Annotated in this window: 13 protein-coding genes and 1 CRISPR repeat array; of the genes, 11 read left to right on the plus strand and 2 right to left on the minus strand. The window is 45.4% G+C overall.

The genetic code is table 11. From position 1 onward, the window contains the following. Window positions 1-88 precede the first annotated feature (88 nt). The 9 genes from HXW94_RS16020 (at window position 89) to HXW94_RS16060 (ending at window position 13,438) form a co-directional block, all read left to right on the plus strand. The gene (locus HXW94_RS16020; protein ID WP_178367908.1) at window positions 89-823 is read left to right on the plus strand and encodes a CRISPR-associated endoribonuclease Cas6; all 735 of its coding nucleotides are present in this window, start codon (window positions 89-91) and stop codon (window positions 821-823) included. Next, on the plus strand, window positions 820-3,702 hold the full coding sequence (locus HXW94_RS16025) for a hypothetical protein (protein ID WP_178367909.1): 2,883 nt from the start codon (window positions 820-822) through the stop codon (window positions 3,700-3,702). The genes HXW94_RS16020 and HXW94_RS16025 overlap by 4 nt, the downstream gene beginning before the upstream one ends. A 17-nt stretch (window positions 3,703-3,719) precedes the next feature. Then, the gene (gene cas7d, locus HXW94_RS16030; RefSeq protein WP_178367910.1) at window positions 3,720-4,724 is read left to right on the plus strand and encodes a type I-D CRISPR-associated protein Cas7/Csc2; all 1,005 of its coding nucleotides are present in this window, start codon (window positions 3,720-3,722) and stop codon (window positions 4,722-4,724) included. A gap of 2 nt (window positions 4,725-4,726) precedes the next feature. Continuing rightward, window positions 4,727-5,371, plus strand: coding sequence for a hypothetical protein (locus HXW94_RS16035; protein ID WP_178367911.1), 645 nt, complete (start codon window positions 4,727-4,729; stop codon window positions 5,369-5,371). Beyond that, window positions 5,362-7,353 carry a DEAD/DEAH box helicase family protein gene (locus HXW94_RS16040; protein WP_178367912.1) on the plus strand — a complete coding sequence of 664 codons (1,992 nt, stop codon included), beginning with the start codon at window positions 5,362-5,364 and terminating at the stop codon, window positions 7,351-7,353. The genes HXW94_RS16035 and HXW94_RS16040 overlap by 10 nt, the downstream gene beginning before the upstream one ends. 1 nt (window position 7,354) lies before the next feature. Further along, window positions 7,355-7,897 carry a Dna2/Cas4 domain-containing protein gene (locus HXW94_RS16045; RefSeq protein ID WP_178367913.1) on the plus strand — a complete coding sequence of 181 codons (543 nt, stop codon included), beginning with the start codon at window positions 7,355-7,357 and terminating at the stop codon, window positions 7,895-7,897. 10 nt (window positions 7,898-7,907) lie between these two features. Next, window positions 7,908-8,876: a CRISPR-associated endonuclease Cas1 gene (gene cas1, locus HXW94_RS16050; RefSeq protein WP_178367914.1), complete on the plus strand. Its 969-nt coding sequence runs from the start codon at window positions 7,908-7,910 to the stop codon at window positions 8,874-8,876. A 14-nt stretch (window positions 8,877-8,890) separates the two neighbouring features. After that, the gene (gene cas2, locus HXW94_RS16055) at window positions 8,891-9,181 is read left to right on the plus strand and encodes a CRISPR-associated endonuclease Cas2 (RefSeq protein ID WP_218576765.1); all 291 of its coding nucleotides are present in this window, start codon (window positions 8,891-8,893) and stop codon (window positions 9,179-9,181) included. Between the two features lie 135 nt (window positions 9,182-9,316). Then, window positions 9,317-12,312: direct repeats of the CRISPR family, unit length 28 nt; unit sequence GTTATCTATCCCCATGAGGGGTTATGAG. A 355-nt stretch (window positions 12,313-12,667) separates the two neighbouring features. Beyond that, complete coding sequence (locus tag HXW94_RS16060) at window positions 12,668-13,438, plus strand: PAS domain S-box protein (protein WP_178367916.1); 771 nt, start codon at window positions 12,668-12,670, stop codon at window positions 13,436-13,438. A 9-nt stretch (window positions 13,439-13,447) separates the two neighbouring features. On the opposite strand, the gene HXW94_RS16065 is transcribed toward HXW94_RS16060, so the two are convergent. Continuing rightward, window positions 13,448-14,617 (minus strand): MFS transporter, encoded by a 1,170-nt coding sequence (locus HXW94_RS16065; protein ID WP_178367917.1) that lies wholly within the window; start codon window positions 14,615-14,617, stop codon window positions 13,448-13,450. Window positions 14,618-14,667: 50 nt separating this feature from the next. After that, window positions 14,668-15,330: an NUDIX hydrolase gene (locus HXW94_RS16070; protein ID WP_178367918.1), complete on the minus strand. Its 663-nt coding sequence runs from the start codon at window positions 15,328-15,330 to the stop codon at window positions 14,668-14,670. Between the two features lie 477 nt (window positions 15,331-15,807). On the opposite strand from HXW94_RS16070, the gene HXW94_RS16080 reads away from it, so the two are divergent. Next, complete coding sequence (locus HXW94_RS16080; RefSeq protein WP_178367920.1) at window positions 15,808-16,470, plus strand: class I SAM-dependent DNA methyltransferase; 663 nt, start codon at window positions 15,808-15,810, stop codon at window positions 16,468-16,470. A gap of 7 nt (window positions 16,471-16,477) precedes the next feature. Further along, a complete protein-coding gene (locus HXW94_RS16085; protein ID WP_178367921.1) occupies window positions 16,478-17,104 on the plus strand; it encodes a class I SAM-dependent DNA methyltransferase in 627 nt (208 codons plus the stop codon). The last annotated feature ends 624 nt before the right edge of the window (window positions 17,105-17,728 follow it).

The raw sequence follows: 17,728 nt of genomic DNA on the forward strand, positions 1-17,728 counted from the left end.
TGTTTATATATTGTATGGTTAAATTAATTCCTGTATAGAGACAATATCAAAAACCAGAATCAACGTCAAAATTAAAAAGGAATTACCAATGTACAGAATTAGACTATCGCTTCCGAAAAAGGCTCCCGCAAGCTATCGAAATTTAGATATTATTCATGACTCTCTGGTACAAGCATGGATAGAAGCCGGCGCTGTACCGGAATCCGTGGTGGGACGCCAGGCCGGCATCTGGCATTTTGGCGTCCTGGGATGGCGCAGCAAACGAGAAAATTATGCCCACACAGTGGTGGTGGGCACCCCGGACCAAAAACTGTCCAGTTTTTTGAAAAAAATGAATCCTTCGGCTGCCTGTTACAGCCGGGCCTTAACCGCAGAACAGGTTGATTTTTCAGCGGCCCAGATTCTTGAAGACCCTGATCCTGTCGGACCTGGGCAGACGGCACTAGGCCTAGTGCTGCTGTCTCCTATAGCGATATCGCGTCAGGCCAGGGATAAAAATGTCCCTCGATGGCATACCCAATTGTCAGAGGCTGATTTAAGCCTGGCGGTCAGCCACCGCCTCAGCCGCTTGGCTGGAAGGCATGTCAATCTGAAAATATCGCCGGATCACCTCTATTTACGCGCCCATCCCAAACACGACACCCTTGTGCAGACCAAGGAAATGAAAAACGGCAAACGCGCCTTTGTTATTGGTATGCGTGCGCCCTTAGTGATCCAGGGCAGCGACGAAGACCTGCGACTGGCCTGGTATGCCGGCATCGGCGAAAAAAACCGGAACGGGTTTGGATGCATCGGCTTGGCAGAACGGGGGATTGGACGATGAGTGAATACGAATGGATGTCAAAAGCAACAAATACCGTTTCAAAAATTTATCAAGCGTTTCTTTCAGACGTACTTGAAACCCATGTGATGAAAAACGACCGGGAAGGCACGCCGCTCAGTAAAAAAGCCCGGGAACAAATTTTTATAAAAAACACCCATATTGATCGCCGTGTTCTGCGTCTAATGACCATCAGCGGCAAAGGCGGATATTCATCCGACCCTGAAAAACGTAAACGATACAACCAGTATTTCAATATTACACTCTTGGAACATCTGTTATCTGTTGTGCGGGGGGCCATGGTATTGGCGGCGCTGGACTGGCTTGCCCGGAATCCTGAAATGGATGAAGCGATTTTAGAGCAAAGGCTTGTGATTATCGCGGTTGTCGGTTTCATGCATGATATTGATAAGGATTTGCAGCTTGCAAGAGATGCATCAATCCCCCTTGACGATATTGCAGAGCGGATGACACGTTACGGCATTTCCGATTTTTTAAGCCGGTTCAGCCTCTCTCTTTCTCCGGATCAGCTTCGGTATCTGATTGAAAAAGCAGAAGCAAGCCAGGCCCACCGCCATCTGCCGGATATACCTCCTTCCAGAGAATTTGAAAACCTCACACGTTATGTCCGGCTGGCAGATCAACTGGACAGCACCTGGGTTCTGGATAATCCTGAATCCGGTGGTTTAAATGGGATAATGCAGTGTTTGGAAAAAGATCAAGGCGCCCTTAGAAGCCAATTTCTCAAGGAATGGAAAAAGGTCCATTTGTTTGATCCCCTGCATCCGTTTTTGCTGGACGAACTTCAACGGTATCTGTCCCGAATGAGTATTCATCTGGCAGGCATCCCCCCCCTGATTGAGGCTCACCAGGACGGGCAACTGTATATGCTGCTGCCCCGATATAAGTATGATGCAATTTTGCAGGGCGGGCTGGATGCATTGGCTGGAGGGCTGCCTTTTAACTTAAGCCTGGATGTTTCCAATAGAGGAATCCCCTGCCTCTATAACGGATCACCAACTTTTGGTGAACTTGAAAATTATATTGAAACCTTAAGCTCAAAGCAGCTAAGCGATCTTTTTAAAATCAAACAAAGCTTAAAAAATAGCGTTGAAGAACCATTGGACGAATTGCTTTCGGAAATAGGTTTGCAGCCGGTGTGGCCGTCCAAATTCACCGGTCAGTTGCTGCCGGTTTATGCAAGTTTTAGTGGGTTAGATCCTGAAGAGATGGCGTGGTTATATCGCGCAGCTATTCTTGTCATGCTTTTAAACCTGAAGGTGATCGCTAAACCTAAAAATGCCATACCCCAAAGCAGTGACCGTGAAAAAAAGCTTTTAGAAGTTGTCGATAAAACACCTCCTGAATGGCTGACGTCCATTGAGGATGACGCCTCCCGAAGAACGTTAACCGGTTTGTGGGTTACGGCCTTGGCCGATGAAAATGAAGATATTAAAGACTCTGTCTGGGATGAAGACCAAGGCCTTTTAAAACAATGGCTGGAAGGTACTGACGACCAGCCTGGATTTAACCGTTTTATCACCGGTGAAGGAACGCAGGTAATCCAGGGTGTCAAAGAAAGGCTGAACCTGATGCTTGCCGGCAAGCGGGTTTCGGTACCGGATGAAAACGCAAAGGGCCGGTGTATTTTTACAGACGAACCGGTCCTGTTTTCCAACACCATCAAACAGGCCACTGGGTTGTATGGTATAAAAGTCTCTGCTTTTTCAGGTCGTGAGGGAAGACCCGAATCAGTCACAATGGACAGTTCCCATACAAATGTGGGGGCGTCAAGTCTTGCTGAGCATAAACTGCACGCCAAGGCACACGATCTTCAGGGTGGACGGGATAATGGTGTTCCGACGTTGATTTCATCCCCTGTCACCAGCGGATTATTCGGTGGTTTGGCACTGCGGGATGATCAAGCCATGCATGCCATGTCTGTTTACGATCTAAGTCGACGTGAAGTTAAAAAAGGACAAGTGCTGAAAGGCATGGAAATGTATCAGGCCCGGTATCGATTTGCCAGACTTGAACGAATGCCCGAAAAAACGGCGGATCAGATCACTATGCTTCGTCTGATTTTAACCGCCTGCCGAAGGACCGGGAGACCTTTTCATCTGTTCCGCGGCTTGCCCGTCCCTAAAAAAGAATTTTTCTTTTATGACGCCATGCCGGGTGTCTTGGCAGATCTGATAGGCGGGAATGCCCTTTGCCTTGAACAGCTCCCGGAAGCGCTCCATCAGTTGCTCATCGCAGGCGATCTGATAGAAACAAACGGCCTGGGTTATGATGTGCTAAAGCTCTATGCCATGCCACAGACCCGCTTCGGTGCAGCCTGCATGGCCTGGTGTCATGTCAGGGATGAAGAAAAAGAAGGAGGAGAAAAAAAGCCGGATTTAATAAAGGAGTTGCAAACGGAATATACCAAATATCTAAAAGGAGAAAAAAACATGGGCGAACAGGAAGGCGCTTTAGTAAAATTGGGAACAGCTGCCGCCGGCATCCAAAAAAACCCGGGGGCAAGGGCGTCAAGCAGTGACGAATTGCTGGTGTTTAAAATCTGTCTGGATGCGGTCAGTGCCGCAAAAAAAGAAAACCAGACAGATGCTGTTTCAATGATTTACGCCGTTGCCGGTGAGTTGGAGACCAACCTCGTCAGGCGTGAAAAAGCAGGAAAAAGAGAGAACCGAAAAGGAAAAAGCCTGATAGAAGGATGCGAAGAGGTCGCAGATATTTTCGTCAATGACGTGTGGAAAGGGGTATTTAAGGATAAGTACCCCAGCCAGAAAAGCAGGCGGGTCATGTCGAGCATTTACCGGGTGGCATTTATTAAAGCCCATAAAGAAATAAGAGACGCACAGAACCAAACAGATAAATAATAAAGGAGACATACAAAATGGAACGATTTCATAAATACCTTGGCAGTCTTGAAACCCTGACAGACACTACCGTAACCGGTGATAAAAAGAATGATTTTTACATCCATCCGGCATTGAAAAATACCGGATGCCTGACCCTGGTGATGATTCGTGAGGCCATAGCCCCGGTGATTTTTAGAAATGCGGAGCAGGAAATCACAGATATTGAATTTAACCATGAAACATATATCCGCGCGGTGCCCAATAAGTTCAAGTTCATTGAAAAAGGACGGGGGCTTCAAATTCTCAGGGCATACCAGGTTGGTGGGAGATTGCCCCAGAATAAAACCGTGCTGAAAAAAAATCAGAAACCGTCTGAAGCCTACGACTTGAATACCCTGGTGTTTGGGGACTCTGCGGTTCAGGACAATCGCATTCTGCCGGTCCGAACCGCAGTCAACTACTCCGACGGCATCAGCCTTTTACCCAAACAGGTGTGTGTAGATGAAAGTTTCCACAACCGGGCCATGGAGGACGGTACCCTGTTTGACGCTGAAAACAAAAAGAACAGCGACAACCTGTTCACTCGCTTTTTTATTCTGCCCGAAACCCTCATGATCCAGGTTCTGTCCACAAGGGGAAAAGTGCTTCCCCCCGAAGGTCTGGATCACCTTTTGCTGTCAATGGGGTTGGCCGGCGCATATGGCGGCCAGACATCCACCACCGGGGTCAATATCCGCTCACGCTTTGTCGGGCTGTATGGCTCACAATTTGAACGGCCCCAATCCTCCCCGTATGAAATTGTCAAAGCATTAACTGAAAAAAATGTGAATGAAAAAGACGCCGATGCCGTAACAAAGGCCGTGCATGACATGATGTCAAGTATCCATGAGACCGATATGGATTCAGAAACATTAAGCAACTACCAGCAAGATCTGATCCATAAATTTGAAACTGAAGACCCATCCCTTGAAACCCAGTATAAAAATGCCGAGCCCAAAGTTGCGGAACTTTTTGACAGCTGGTTCGGCACAGGGAAATAACCATGAGACCCGATCCTATCGGCGTAACCGCTGAAACACTAACGCCTTTTGCCTACCACAGCCTGATGGTTCAAAGCGGCACAGCGACCCTTCCGGAACTGATCAGTGACAGGGCCGTCGCCTTCGGACTGGCGGCAGCCTTAGGGATGACGGCAGCCCGGGTGGGGCTGCCTGCTAAAAATTATCGGCAGCATATAGGCGCCATGCCCTGGCGTACTTCGGTATTTTTAACAGATACTCCCCGGTTAATGCCGCCGGTCACCCGCCGCTTAAACCTGGATGCAGAAGCCGGGCTTCAAAAAAAAACCCAGGATGTGGCCAAAAAAGGCAACCTGAAAGACTTTTTTTACACCCAGGAAGTACCGCCCTACCAAAAATTTACAGGTATCATTCTGGGCCTGGAAGGGTTTGATCCATTTGAATATGTCGGAGCGGATGAACTGGTCATCCGCATCGGCCTGCATAGAAACGGGATGGTTAAGTTGAAAAAACAAAAGCAAGCGCCACCATCTGTACGGCTGAATGCGTCTACGGCAGCTTTGTTTGATCAGGAACTTCCGGTAGACCGTTATTGTCTTCACAGCCTGCAATTGTCCCCTTTTATGCCGCCTTCAGAGGCGGCCGGAGAGTTAATGCAATGGAAATAACAACGGAATTAACGGTCGCCAGACACTGCGTGGGACAGATGCCGGATTCCGGCCTGTCGCCACTACAGCAGCGCCTGGTGGATGACCCGGCAAAGATCCGTATCGCCCACGCCCCCACCGGCGCAGGAAAAAGCTATGCCTTTGAACGGGCCATGATTGACAAGGGAGAACGGATATTATTCATCGTTCCAACCCGGCGGCTTTGCCAGAATCTGGCAGCAGGCCTTTTGGACGCCCTGATAAAAAAACACGGGTGGACTGAAGCAAAAGCCGGATCAAAAATTGCGCTTTGGAATTCGGATGAAAGACAGCGGCTCATAAAGGCTGGAGAAACCCGTATCAACACCCGACGGGTACGGGAAATTACCGATATAAATGATGCCGTTGAAGGCGGGGAGATGGTCATTGCCGTGCCGGAAGTGGTCAGTTGGGTGCTGCTCAGATACGCGCCTGAAAAAGGGCTTTCCGATAAAGGTGTGTTCGATATTCTGACGGCCTTTGACCACATCGTGTTTGACGAATTTCACACTATTTCTCCGCGGGGGTTCGGGCTGGCAGGGCTTTTTGCCAAGTTGGTCTCAGAATATACCGGCGCCCGAGCAAAGATCAGTTTTCTTTCCGCGACCCCGGTTGATATCAAGCCGGTGTTAAAACGGTTAGACATAACAGAAAACCTGATTGTAGAGATTGAAGAAAAGCTGACACCGGAAGGCCGGACAGTTCATGGTGATGTGCATCTCTTATTTTGTCAAAGTGACGGTATGTGCTCACTTCTTTATGAAAATGTAGATCTAATCCGCAAAGAGCGGGAAAAAGGCCGTCAAGTTGTGGTGATTTATGACAAGTTGTCTGATTTACAACGGGACAAACCAGAGCTTGAAAAAATCTGTCAAAAAGCCGGGATAGAATCAAAAAAAGGCCTGGTTATCGATAGTATTGATGATTCCAGGTCCGGCAGGGATGACAGCGGCTATTTTGCTTCAGGCCGACATCAGAATCCGGAACTGTTTGAGATTCTGATTGCCACGGCCAGTGTTGAAATGGGAGTGACGTTCCGGGCAGACCTGTTGTTCATGGAACCGGGATTTGAAGCCATGAATTTTCTTCAACGCTATGGGAGGGCGGCCCGGGGGGATCATGACGGCATCGTATTTGTCCGCTATGATGATATGATTTTTAATAAAAATAAGTGGTTCAGACGGTTTGTAAAATGGGCTCAAAGACATCCCGGGCAACTAGTTCAAATCAATGATATATCAGACGTATTATGCGAAAAAACAAAAAAACGTTTTAAAGACTGTCCGGAAGACGGAAAAAAGCATTTTGGAAAAATGCCGAACCGCGCTGCCTATGCAGCAGGACTTTACTGGAATGTTTTGATGGATCATTTCAGCAACAGAGGTCATCGATGGAAGCATCTGAGAACTTGCCAACCCAAACCTGCAAAAACCATTTTCAGCTTGCTTGAAAATATCCGGGAAATGGAAAAGGATCAGTTTATAGGTGAGGCGGCAAAATCCTGGTGCGACCGGTTCGAACTGGAGGCCCGGACGCTTCGGGATATAACCAAGGGGTTGAGAGTGCTGGAAAAAAATGGAAATGGGGACTGCTTTCAGGCCTCTGAATTATGGCTTCAGCGCAATACGGATATCCTGGAGCGATATCCATTGCTGGTCGCTGAAGACGGCAATGAAGAGGTGATTATTCCGGGGCGGCTTTCCGATCATTTTCTGGATGATGTTCAGTTTGTCAAAGCAACATGCAAAGCAATTTTTCCGCACACACAGCAAACGGTTTTACTGAACGACGATGCTTTTCTGGTAAAGGCCTGGTGCAGCGAGTTCAGTAAAAAAGAAGGGGCGGAATCTTTGGCCTGGAGTATTCATCCCCAGGCCATGAATGCGGCCCTGAAACTGGTACAAATGACCGGTCTTATTGTCAGGGATGATGCAGAACCGGTTTCTGAAACCGGGGTTATATAACATGTTTAAAGATTGGCCCCATTCAACTGAATTTTATGAAGAGGTGGACCGGCTGAACCTCCATGGCCTTCATTTTCAGCATATTGCCCTGTGTGAAAGGCGGGCATGGATGTATCTGCATCACATCAATTTTGCCCAGTGGTATGGAAGAGTTCAAACAGGATCGGCAAAGCACGCGGCCGGATATTCACGAGACCGGAGTACTCAGGGTCTTTTCGGTCTGGCACCGGACAGAATAGATTGGGAAAACCGGATAGTTTATGAAAACAAAGGAACTGCCGGCGCAGTTGATGCCTCCAATGACCAGACCGCCTTTTATGCGGTTATGCTTTCATTAACCACCGGCCGGGAATGGCGGGCCGTAACCCATGTGCTGTCTACCCGCAAAAGGCGTGAAGTGCCTCTGGACACTGTACAACTACAGCGTCTTTGCACCTCTTTAAAGCGGTTGAAGTTATTGGCATCAATGGACAAACCGCCTGAAGCCAGACGCATGCGGCTGTGTGCTGCATGCTCCCTGGCCGGTTTTTGTGGATTTGATTAGGATCTGATTTATGGAAACTCTTTTCGTTTCAAAAGATGCACAATTGAAACGCCGTGAGAACACGCTTTTCTTAACGGCAAACGGTGCGTCAAAACCCTATCCGGTGGAAAAAATCCGGCATATTGTGATGCTCTCAGAAGCAAAGATGAATTCCAGGCTTCTATGCCTGTGCGGGAGGCACGGTATCCGGATTTCTGTTTTTGATTATTATGGATATTTTAAGGGCGCTTTTGAACCCGTGGATCAAAGTCCGTCAGGCCGGGTGAAGCTGGAACAGTCGCGATGTATCTTGGATGATAAAACAAAAATGGCGATTGCACGGGAGATTGTTCGTGGTGCCGCCCACAATATGCAGGCCAACCTGCTTTATTATCGGTATAGAAGTGTTGATGAATTGAATATACCGATTTGTCAGATGGACCGCCATATTGATAAAATCGGCAAGACAGAATCCTGCGACGAACTTATGGGCGTTGAAGGCAATCTTCATCAAATTTATTATGGCGCATGGAAACTGATTGATCCGGCCCTGGATTTTGGCAAGCGCATACGTAGACCGCCCAATAATCCAGTGAATTGTCTAATTTCTTTTTTAAACCAGATGACGTATACGGTGGTGCGACATGAAATTTTTAAAACTCACCTGGATCAAAGTCTCAGCTGGCTCCATTCACCGTCCTCAAGTCGGGCATCTTTGAGTCTTGATTTAGCAGAACTTTTTAAGCCGCTTTTTACAGATGCTTTGATTTTTAAAATGGTCAGAAAAGGCATGCTTCGAGATAACTGGTTTAATCAAAAAGACGGCGTGTGCCTTCTTTCCGAAACGGGTCGTAAACATGTGGCAATGCACTTTTCCACACGATTGGAGGAAAAGTTGAAAGGACGGACTTATCGAGAATGGATGTACAAGGAAGCCCTTAATCTTGAACGTCATGTGATGGGGATTTATGAATATGAATCATTTAAACGGAAGATTTAAGCATGTATATACTGATGACCTATGATGTGGAAGCGCGCCGCACTGAAAAATTTAAAAAATTGCTCCGAAAATATTTAGAGCATATTCAATACTCTGTTTTCAGTGGAGACCTGTCTGAAGCAAAGGTGATTGAACTCCGGCGGGAAATCAGTCGACTTTTAAGACCGAATGAGCGAGTAACGGAAATAAGTGCTGCTAACCGAAAAAATGTAACCGTAGCTCATTATATAAAATCTGAAAATGGAAAAGGTGAGGCCAAGCGAACGGAAGACAGTTCTCATTCATCGGATTTTTATGTGTTTTAGTCAAAAAAAGAGACATTCACTTCGATCCTGGTTGAAGTATTTGGAATATGGCAACGAAGTTTTAGAATGTTTGTTTACGGACTGTTTTGATGTAAGTTGAATTTTAGTGTATAATTTTTTTTATTGATTTCGGCAGTTATCTATCCCCATGAGGGGTTATGAGATCCAAATTGAACACGCAGCATCTTGAATTTTGGGTGGTTATCTATCCCCATGAGGGGTTATGAGGGGGCATAAAACAAGGAGACATAAAATGATTAAAATGTTATCTATCCCCATGAGGGGTTATGAGTGTTTCATGAGTTCAGGTGTATAAATGTTTAAAGACTGTTATCTATCCCCATGAGGGGTTATGAGGGGGATTGGGCCGGGCAGGAAGACGACATTGCCCAAGTTATCTATCCCCATGAGGGGTTATGAGGCGTTGGCTTAAGCTTAAGGCCGCCGCTTTATATTCGTTATCTATCCCCATGAGGGGTTATGAGATGTATTTTGCCCATTCTTGGGTTTCGTGGAGTGGGTGTTATCTATCCCCATGAGGGGTTATGAGTTATCCGCAACCGCTTTGTCCTTGCCGGAATCCCCCGGTTATCTATCCCCATGAGGGGTTATGAGAAAGTACATCCCCGAGCTCCTTAGCGATATCTTCAGGTTATCTATCCCCATGAGGGGTTATGAGGCGGATTATGTGTTGAATGTTCCCTTTCACTCCCTGTGTTATCTATCCCCATGAGGGGTTATGAGCGGAACTTGACTTTGACGCCTTTAATTTTATGGGTGAGTTATCTATCCCCATGAGGGGTTATGAGCTTTGACTCTGCAATCTCTACATACCAATACTTTTCTTGTTATCTATCCCCATGAGGGGTTATGAGGATTAAATTAACCGCCCTGGGGACCGGGGACTGTTTGAGTTATCTATCCCCATGAGGGGTTATGAGTGTAATCTTCATATTTTTTCCTTATTCAATCCGTTGAGTTATCTATCCCCATGAGGGGTTATGAGCAAGCCATATTTGTCCCAAAGCTTAGCCATAGTTTCGTTATCTATCCCCATGAGGGGTTATGAGTTTTACCAAGAGAATTTTACATGTCTAAATCTAAAGGTTATCTATCCCCATGAGGGGTTATGAGGTGACCACGCTGAAAGAACAAATGGCGGCAGACCTGGGTTATCTATCCCCATGAGGGGTTATGAGATTCTGATCATTGCTCGATTGTGTTTTAGATTCCCCGCGTTATCTATCCCCATGAGGGGTTATGAGTCGGAATCAAACAGCGCTGTAACATCACTTAGCCCAGTTATCTATCCCCATGAGGGGTTATGAGACAGACAAACGGTGACACGTCTTATCCCGGCACATAAGTTATCTATCCCCATGAGGGGTTATGAGGGTCCTGCCGGCTGTGGCGTCTTTTTGTTTTTCAAGTTATCTATCCCCATGAGGGGTTATGAGATTTTCAATATGCCCTGTCCGATCTTTGATTTTCTCGTGTTATCTATCCCCATGAGGGGTTATGAGTTTGATGCCGCTTTAACCGCAGCTATCCAATACGCTGTTATCTATCCCCATGAGGGGTTATGAGGTTTTCAATATGCCCTGTCCGATCTTTGATTTTCTCGGTTATCTATCCCCATGAGGGGTTATGAGGCACATCCCGTTGACAAGTCAGAACATGTTCCAGCCCGTTATCTATCCCCATGAGGGGTTATGAGTGTGCAGATGCAATTGAAAAATTAAATGAAGATCATGGTTATCTATCCCCATGAGGGGTTATGAGTTTCTTGATTTTACGTAATATTCTGCCATTTCTTTGTTATCTATCCCCATGAGGGGTTATGAGCGGGGTAAGTGGGACACAGGTAGGACACTGTAAATTGTTATCTATCCCCATGAGGGGTTATGAGCGCCGGTGGCGGCCCGGGTCACATCATGAATATTGAAGTTATCTATCCCCATGAGGGGTTATGAGACATGGTCGATATCAGGAGACCCGCACCTATCCATAGTTATCTATCCCCATGAGGGGTTATGAGAAATCATAAGCCGGTCCGGCATCTGGCTTGTCTTCCGGTTATCTATCCCCATGAGGGGTTATGAGACGCTGTCCTGGCATTAGTTTCTGTCCATGCATCAGAGTTATCTATCCCCATGAGGGGTTATGAGGAAGCCGTAGGATTACTCAGCATTGCCATTGCAGGGAGTTATCTATCCCCATGAGGGGTTATGAGTATATGAAAATTATCAATCCTGAGCACGGGTCGAGGTTATCTATCCCCATGAGGGGTTATGAGTTTTCTGTTTCTTCCTTGGTGTCTTCCTTGCATTTCGTTATCTATCCCCATGAGGGGTTATGAGTCAGTCCCTGCAATCGTCAGGGACTGAGTTTTAACAGTTATCTATCCCCATGAGGGGTTATGAGGCTGGCACAACAACGGCACCGGCTGTTGCCGAAATGGTTATCTATCCCCATGAGGGGTTATGAGATGAATGAACTACAACGGGAAATATCTGTTTGGGCAAGTTATCTATCCCCATGAGGGGTTATGAGGTTCTGGATGATCCTGCGCCGATCTCTGCCGTCTCAAGTTATCTATCCCCATGAGGGGTTATGAGATAAATCAGGTGTCGCATTTCAGCCTGAAGAGATTAGTTATCTATCCCCATGAGGGGTTATGAGTGGAACGATAAGCTTGAGTATGAAACGGATTCAGAGGTTATCTATCCCCATGAGGGGTTATGAGGAGCGAGTGGTAAGCAATGGCTGATATCGCTAAACTGTTATCTATCCCCATGAGGGGTTATGAGATGAAAGATCGCCTGCAGATTGAGAATAATGAGATGGTTATCTATCCCCATGAGGGGTTATGAGCAAGCCGCTGCATGTGCAGGTTTAGGGAACATAGCCAGTTATCTATCCCCATGAGGGGTTATGAGTGTTACGCCTGCGGACAGTCCCATTGGTGGCGCAAGGTTATCTATCCCCATGAGGGGTTATGAGGTTATCATTCCGAGATAGTCGAATCCATGATGTGTGGTTATCTATCCCCATGAGGGGTTATGAATCTTTACCTGATAGGGATGGTTCTTTATTTAAGATAGTTATCTATCCTTATGAGGGGTTATGAGTTTTAGGTTAAGGTGATCCCCAAAAGGGTTACCGACATAACGCGGGACAATTTGACTCGGTGATGAGAGTTTTGCGCTACCTAAGTATCATGAACCGGTGGTTCCGGAGAAGCCTTGTTTTAAAGAGTGCCCTGGCTTAAATCGGTAGTTTCCAAAAGGCTATTTTGCTTCATTTTTTTGCTCGAAATTTTGCCCGGCAAACTAACCGATAGTGTTTTGGTGATCATCATCAGAGGGACCGTTATAACTGTTTGGGATCAGGCAATATATCACCTGATCCAGAAACCGGGAAATATTTTTTGGCGTTTTTAGATATCCCGAACTATGATTAAATCAAGAGAGGAACATATATACTGTGAAACCTTCTTATGCACAATTGGAAGAGCAAATACAAAAACTGAAGAATGTCGAATCTGAGCTTATCAAAACCACCGAGGCACTCAGAGAAAACGAGTCAAGATTCCGTTTGCTTTATGAAAGGGCACCGGTTGGTTATCAATCATTGGATATTGATGGAAATTTTATTGAAGTAAATCAGGCTTGGCTTGATACTCTCGGATATGAAAAAACCGAGGTCATAAGTAAAAATTTCGCTGATTTTCTGCATCCGGAATGGGTTGATCATTTTAAACAGAATTTTCCTGTATTCAAGGCTGTTGGAGAAATCTTTGGAGTTGAATTTGAAATGGTCAAAAAAAACGAATCAATTATACTTGTATCTTTTAATGGTAAGATAGGAAAAGATGCAGGTGGTAATTTTCAACAGACCCATTGTGTCTTGTATGACATTACTGAAGAAAGAAAAAAAGAAGCCGCGCTGAAAGAAAGTGAAAGACGGTTCCGCTCTATTATTGAAAATAATGATGCTGGATATTTTTTTATAGACAAAAATGGCATAATTCAGGAAGTAAACAAAGCAGCGTCTGGAATAAAAATTTTACGAGGAATCCTACCGATTTGCTCCATATGTAAAAAAATTCGAAATGGCAAAGGTTACTGGACTCAACTTGAGGAATATATCTATGAACATTCTGAAGCTGATTTCAGCCACGGTATCTGCCCTGAATGTGCCAAAAAATATTATCCGGATATGAATTTATACGGTAACGATGAAAATCAAGGTTAATATTGAGGTTCAATGGGTCTTAACTTTCAAAAAAATCGGCAGGAATGCAACCATTAAAATGATAATACCGGCACCGATAAAGCCCATAGAAAAAAATCCTTTAGCTGCAAGAAATCCTATCAAAGTCGGGGCGCCGCCACCCCCCATGAGAAATGCTACCGGGACAGTGAACGAAACCATTATATTCCGGGTTTCTTTGGCGCCAATACTGGAGAGGGCTGAAAATGCCGGGGGGAAAAAAGCGACGGATAAAAGTGGTTGCAGAAAAATCACAATCTTAAGCCCTGTCCCGGACAATAATCCAAGACCCAGGGTGGAGGCCCCGGTTAAGATAAGGACGGTGCTCAGGGTTTTTTTTATTCCATATCGGTCGGATATCCAGCCAACGGCAAAAGGCACGGGCAGAGTAAGAACTCTGGACAAGGCAATCAATGTATTGGCCTGGGACCGTAACATGCCATGCTCGTCAACGAGATACAAAGGCAGCATGGCATAAATCCCTATGGTACTGAGGACTCCCATCGTGAACAGCACAATCATAATCCAGAAAGAACGGAGGAATAACAGGGGGACAATAGCGCTGAACATAGGGGCCTGGCCCGGAAAATCCACAACTTTGCTGAATTTTAAAAAATTGATGCCAAGGACCACTGATATCAGACCGGTCAGCATCAGAATACTGCGCCAAGACATCAACAGCAACAGTGCTTCACAGATAATGGGTATCAATAGAAAACTCAAATTCGGTGCCAATTCATGAACGCCGATGGCTTTGCCCCAGCTTTGCCTGCTTACCGAAGCCGTGAGCAAGGCAATTCCACTGGGTAGATACAGCCCCGCGCCCATGCCGGTGATAAATATACCGGCCCGCATCATGGTCAGGCTGTCGCATAAGCCTGTCATGATAAAGAAAAAACCGGTCACGATGGCAGACAGACCAATGGTTTTTTTATGCAGCAGTATTTCTGAGATAAATCCCGAGCAGATCAGGGTAATAAAATATCCCGAGGCAGACACCAGAAACAGGGAACCGGCCTGGTCGCCTGTCAGGGACATGTCCTTTAGAATAGTAGGCAAAAGCGGGGATATGATAATACGAATGCTGAAGTTCAAAAAGAATATTGCGGTTAAAAAAAGTAAGGGACGCAGCTGCGATTGAAGTGTCTGTGTGTTGTTCATAAAAGGTCCGATCTATAGTTCCGGTCAAATGACTTGATAGTAATTGCGGATTATGTTTTTATTTTACTGACCATGTCATGTATGATTTCAGCAGTAATTCCCCATAAGATACCTTGTTCCGTTTTGTAGACAAGGACTCTATGGTGCATACCACCCCAGTTTTTGTGGTATATCTCCGGCAAGCCAAGATCTTCACCTGGGAGCAATGTGACTTCTTGGCCTTTTTTGTTGGTGTATGAGGATTGTGCGATTAATCTTACACTATAGGTTTCTAAATTATCTTCACAGAATACGGATACTGGTAAAGTGAACACTTCCGCCACCTCTTTTGGGTTTATTTTAAGTGAAAACAAGGCTTGCGTTTGTATAACAGAAAGAAATGGGTCAACAGTTGCGCCAAGAACAGAAACCAGGGTATCTAGCCTTCCAACCATTTCAATATGGTTTCTATCTATTCCAAGTTCCTCAATAGTTTCTCTTATGGCGGTATCTTCATAGTTTTTATCTGATTTTGGCTCAAACAACCCGCCAGGAAAACAAATTTCAGAGCCTTGGCGGATCGATTCAGCACGCTTTTGAAACAAAAAATGCATTTCACCATCAATACATATGAGGGGAACTAGAACGGCTGTGTTTACAAAAATGTCTTTTGCCATAACATTGGGGGCTTCCGGAAGATTGTTGCGCAAAAATTCTAAATCATTTTTTTTCATTCGGCAATTGTTCCTCGATCTCAAGTCGCTGATATTTTAATGGGAAAGAATTAACAATAATAGAGGAGGCTCTAATAAGTATCTTGTCCATCACGATATTTTGGCTGTTTTTAGTCCTCTTGATGGCTTTTTCCAAATCCATAAAATTGTTTTTAATATTTGCTTCATGAATTTATTTTCTTTTTTTCAAGGAAAATATCAATAGTTATTTGTTTCTTATTATTGTTTCCGCCTTGAATTTGAACAAATTCCCTAAAAACTTGATGATAAAGTTTCAAGTAAAATCATACCGTTTTCCTGAAATTCCATCTGACTGATTCTGGATTGGCATGCCGGTTGCTTTATTGATGGGCATTATAAAATGGTAGATTTTTAGGTTTACCGCTAAAGGACCGGCAAATAGGCCGGTTTTTATTTGTATCGGCTATTTAAATTTAGAAAAACAATTGTTTATGCTCAATATAAAGGAGAAAATATATGAAAACCACTCCGAAATTATGGGAAGCCACCTATGAAGCCACCACAGATGACGAACTCATGTGTGCTTACGGAAACTGGGCAGATCTTTACGACCGGGACACCTGCGATGTCATGGGCTATGTCGGCCCAAGCAAGGCAGCCTATCAGCTGGACCGGCATCTTTCAACCCGGAACTGCCGGGTTCTGGATGCAGGATGCGGCACAGGACTTGTGGGAGAAGCCCTGTGTGATTTAGGATACAGCCAAATGGACGCCATGGATCTTTCCAAAGATATGCTTAAAGAGGCTGACAAAAAAGGGCTTTACCAGCGCCTGATAACCCAGGACATGAACCAGCAACTGAATATTCCGGACAACACCTATGACGCCACCATCTGTGTCGGGACCTTTACCTACGCCCATGTGGGGCCACATGTTTTCGAAGAATTGGTCCGGGTAACTCGTCCCGGTGGATATATCAGCTTTACGGTCCGGGACGGCGCCTTTCAAAAATATGGATACAGGGAAAAAATGCTGGAAATGGAGGCCGAGAATCAGTGGTCACTGAAGGAACTCAAAGACGACGATTATCTGGTCAAAGAAGAGGTTACCGCCAAATTTTTTACCTACCAGGTCAAAGAGGGATGCGCAGCTGCATCTATAATTACACAAGGAGAATAAGTTACCAATGATTACACACAACGAAACGTTAGAAAAGGTATATACGGCCCAGAATCACGAGGAATTGATGGATGCCTACAAAGACTGGGCAGCGGACTATGACCAGGATACGGTAAACGGATATGGGTACACGGCCCATATTGCTTCAGCCCAGGCCCTGTCCAGGTCCCTGGACGACACAGAGGGTTATATTCTGGATGCCGGTTGCGGCACCGGCCTGGTCGGTCAGGAATTGTACAGGATGGGTCATTCAATTATGGACGCCCTGGACTATTCAAAGGAGATGTTGGACCAGGCTATGCAAAAAAATATCTACCAGAAACATCTCCAGGCAGATTTGAGTAAACCCCTTGATCTGCCTGACAACCATTACCATGCCGTGGTCTGCTGCGGCACCTTTACCTATGGCCATGTTAAAGCAGATGCATTTGCCGAACTGATCCGTGTAACTAAACCTTCCGGAATCATATGTTTTACCATCCGTGAAGGGGCTTATGAAGAATACGGATATCGGGACAAGATGATCCAGTTGGAACAGGAAAAAGCGTGGGAGCTTTTGGAAATGGAAGATGTACAGTACTTTGAGCAGGATAATGTACAGTGCAAGCTTTGCACTTATAGAGTCATGGACTGAGACAGGGGAACGGGGCTTCACTTGCGGCCGCGCGCAGCAGCGCCGTGAACTTAGCGCCCTTTGGGCGGGTTGTCAGGTGGTGGGTGGTGGGTACTGGGTGCTGGGTGCTGGCTATTATGAATAACCATAAAAATAGGACCCCAAAACGCGACAAGCGCCAAAATCAATTGTCATGGATTTTTTCCTTTTTTTTTATAAAAAAATCTGTGTAACCGACACAGATCTTTCAATTTTCGTTGTGGGCTGAGTCTGGGTGTTGATAGACCGGATCAGCCCATGGCTGTTATATCCATTAATTCACTGAATTATCCTTCCTCCAGATAGGTTACGAACTGCCGCCGCGCCCCCGGCACAGGCGGCAACATTTTTTTGCACAGGGATTAATTGATATAGCTTTGAATAATTTCATTATGCCGGGATTCGGGATGAATTTAACCAGGGACTTGCCGAAATCAAAGCTTCCGGCAGGTATAGACAAGAAAAATATTTCAAAAAATATTAAAAAGTAGTGGAATTATACTTCAAAAAGTGTTATAAGGATTGATATGAAAGCAAATCAAGCACTTAAAATACTTAGGGTATCTAAATCCACTTTAAGAAATTATATTAAAAGTGGAAAGATTA

This window comes from Desulfobacter latus, from assembly GCF_013389365.1.
Taxonomy (GTDB): Bacteria; Desulfobacterota; Desulfobacteria; order Desulfobacterales; family Desulfobacteraceae; genus Desulfobacter; species Desulfobacter latus.

Bases quoted from the DNA above. Each gene is read 5' to 3' on its own strand.
- HXW94_RS16020 (WP_178367908.1), top strand. From the start codon at position 89: ATGTACAGAATTAGACTATCGCTTCCGAAAAAGGCTCCCGCAAGCTAT.
- cas1 (WP_178367914.1), top strand. From the start codon at position 7,908: ATGGAAACTCTTTTCGTTTCAAAAGATGCACAATTGAAACGCCGTGAG.
- HXW94_RS16085 (WP_178367921.1), top strand. From the start codon at position 16,478: ATGATTACACACAACGAAACGTTAGAAAAGGTATATACGGCCCAGAAT.
- HXW94_RS16080 (WP_178367920.1), top strand. From the start codon at position 15,808: ATGAAAACCACTCCGAAATTATGGGAAGCCACCTATGAAGCCACCACA.
- cas7d (WP_178367910.1), top strand. From the start codon at position 3,720: ATGGAACGATTTCATAAATACCTTGGCAGTCTTGAAACCCTGACAGAC.
- HXW94_RS16025 (WP_178367909.1), top strand. From the start codon at position 820: ATGAGTGAATACGAATGGATGTCAAAAGCAACAAATACCGTTTCAAAA.
- HXW94_RS16040 (WP_178367912.1), top strand. From the start codon at position 5,362: ATGGAAATAACAACGGAATTAACGGTCGCCAGACACTGCGTGGGACAG.
- HXW94_RS16035 (WP_178367911.1), top strand. From the start codon at position 4,727: ATGAGACCCGATCCTATCGGCGTAACCGCTGAAACACTAACGCCTTTT.
- HXW94_RS16070 (WP_178367918.1), bottom strand. From the start codon at position 15,330: ATGAAAAAAAATGATTTAGAATTTTTGCGCAACAATCTTCCGGAAGCC.
- HXW94_RS16065 (WP_178367917.1), bottom strand. From the start codon at position 14,617: ATGAACAACACACAGACACTTCAATCGCAGCTGCGTCCCTTACTTTTT.
- cas2 (WP_218576765.1), top strand. From the start codon at position 8,891: ATGACCTATGATGTGGAAGCGCGCCGCACTGAAAAATTTAAAAAATTG.
- HXW94_RS16045 (WP_178367913.1), top strand. From the start codon at position 7,355: ATGTTTAAAGATTGGCCCCATTCAACTGAATTTTATGAAGAGGTGGAC.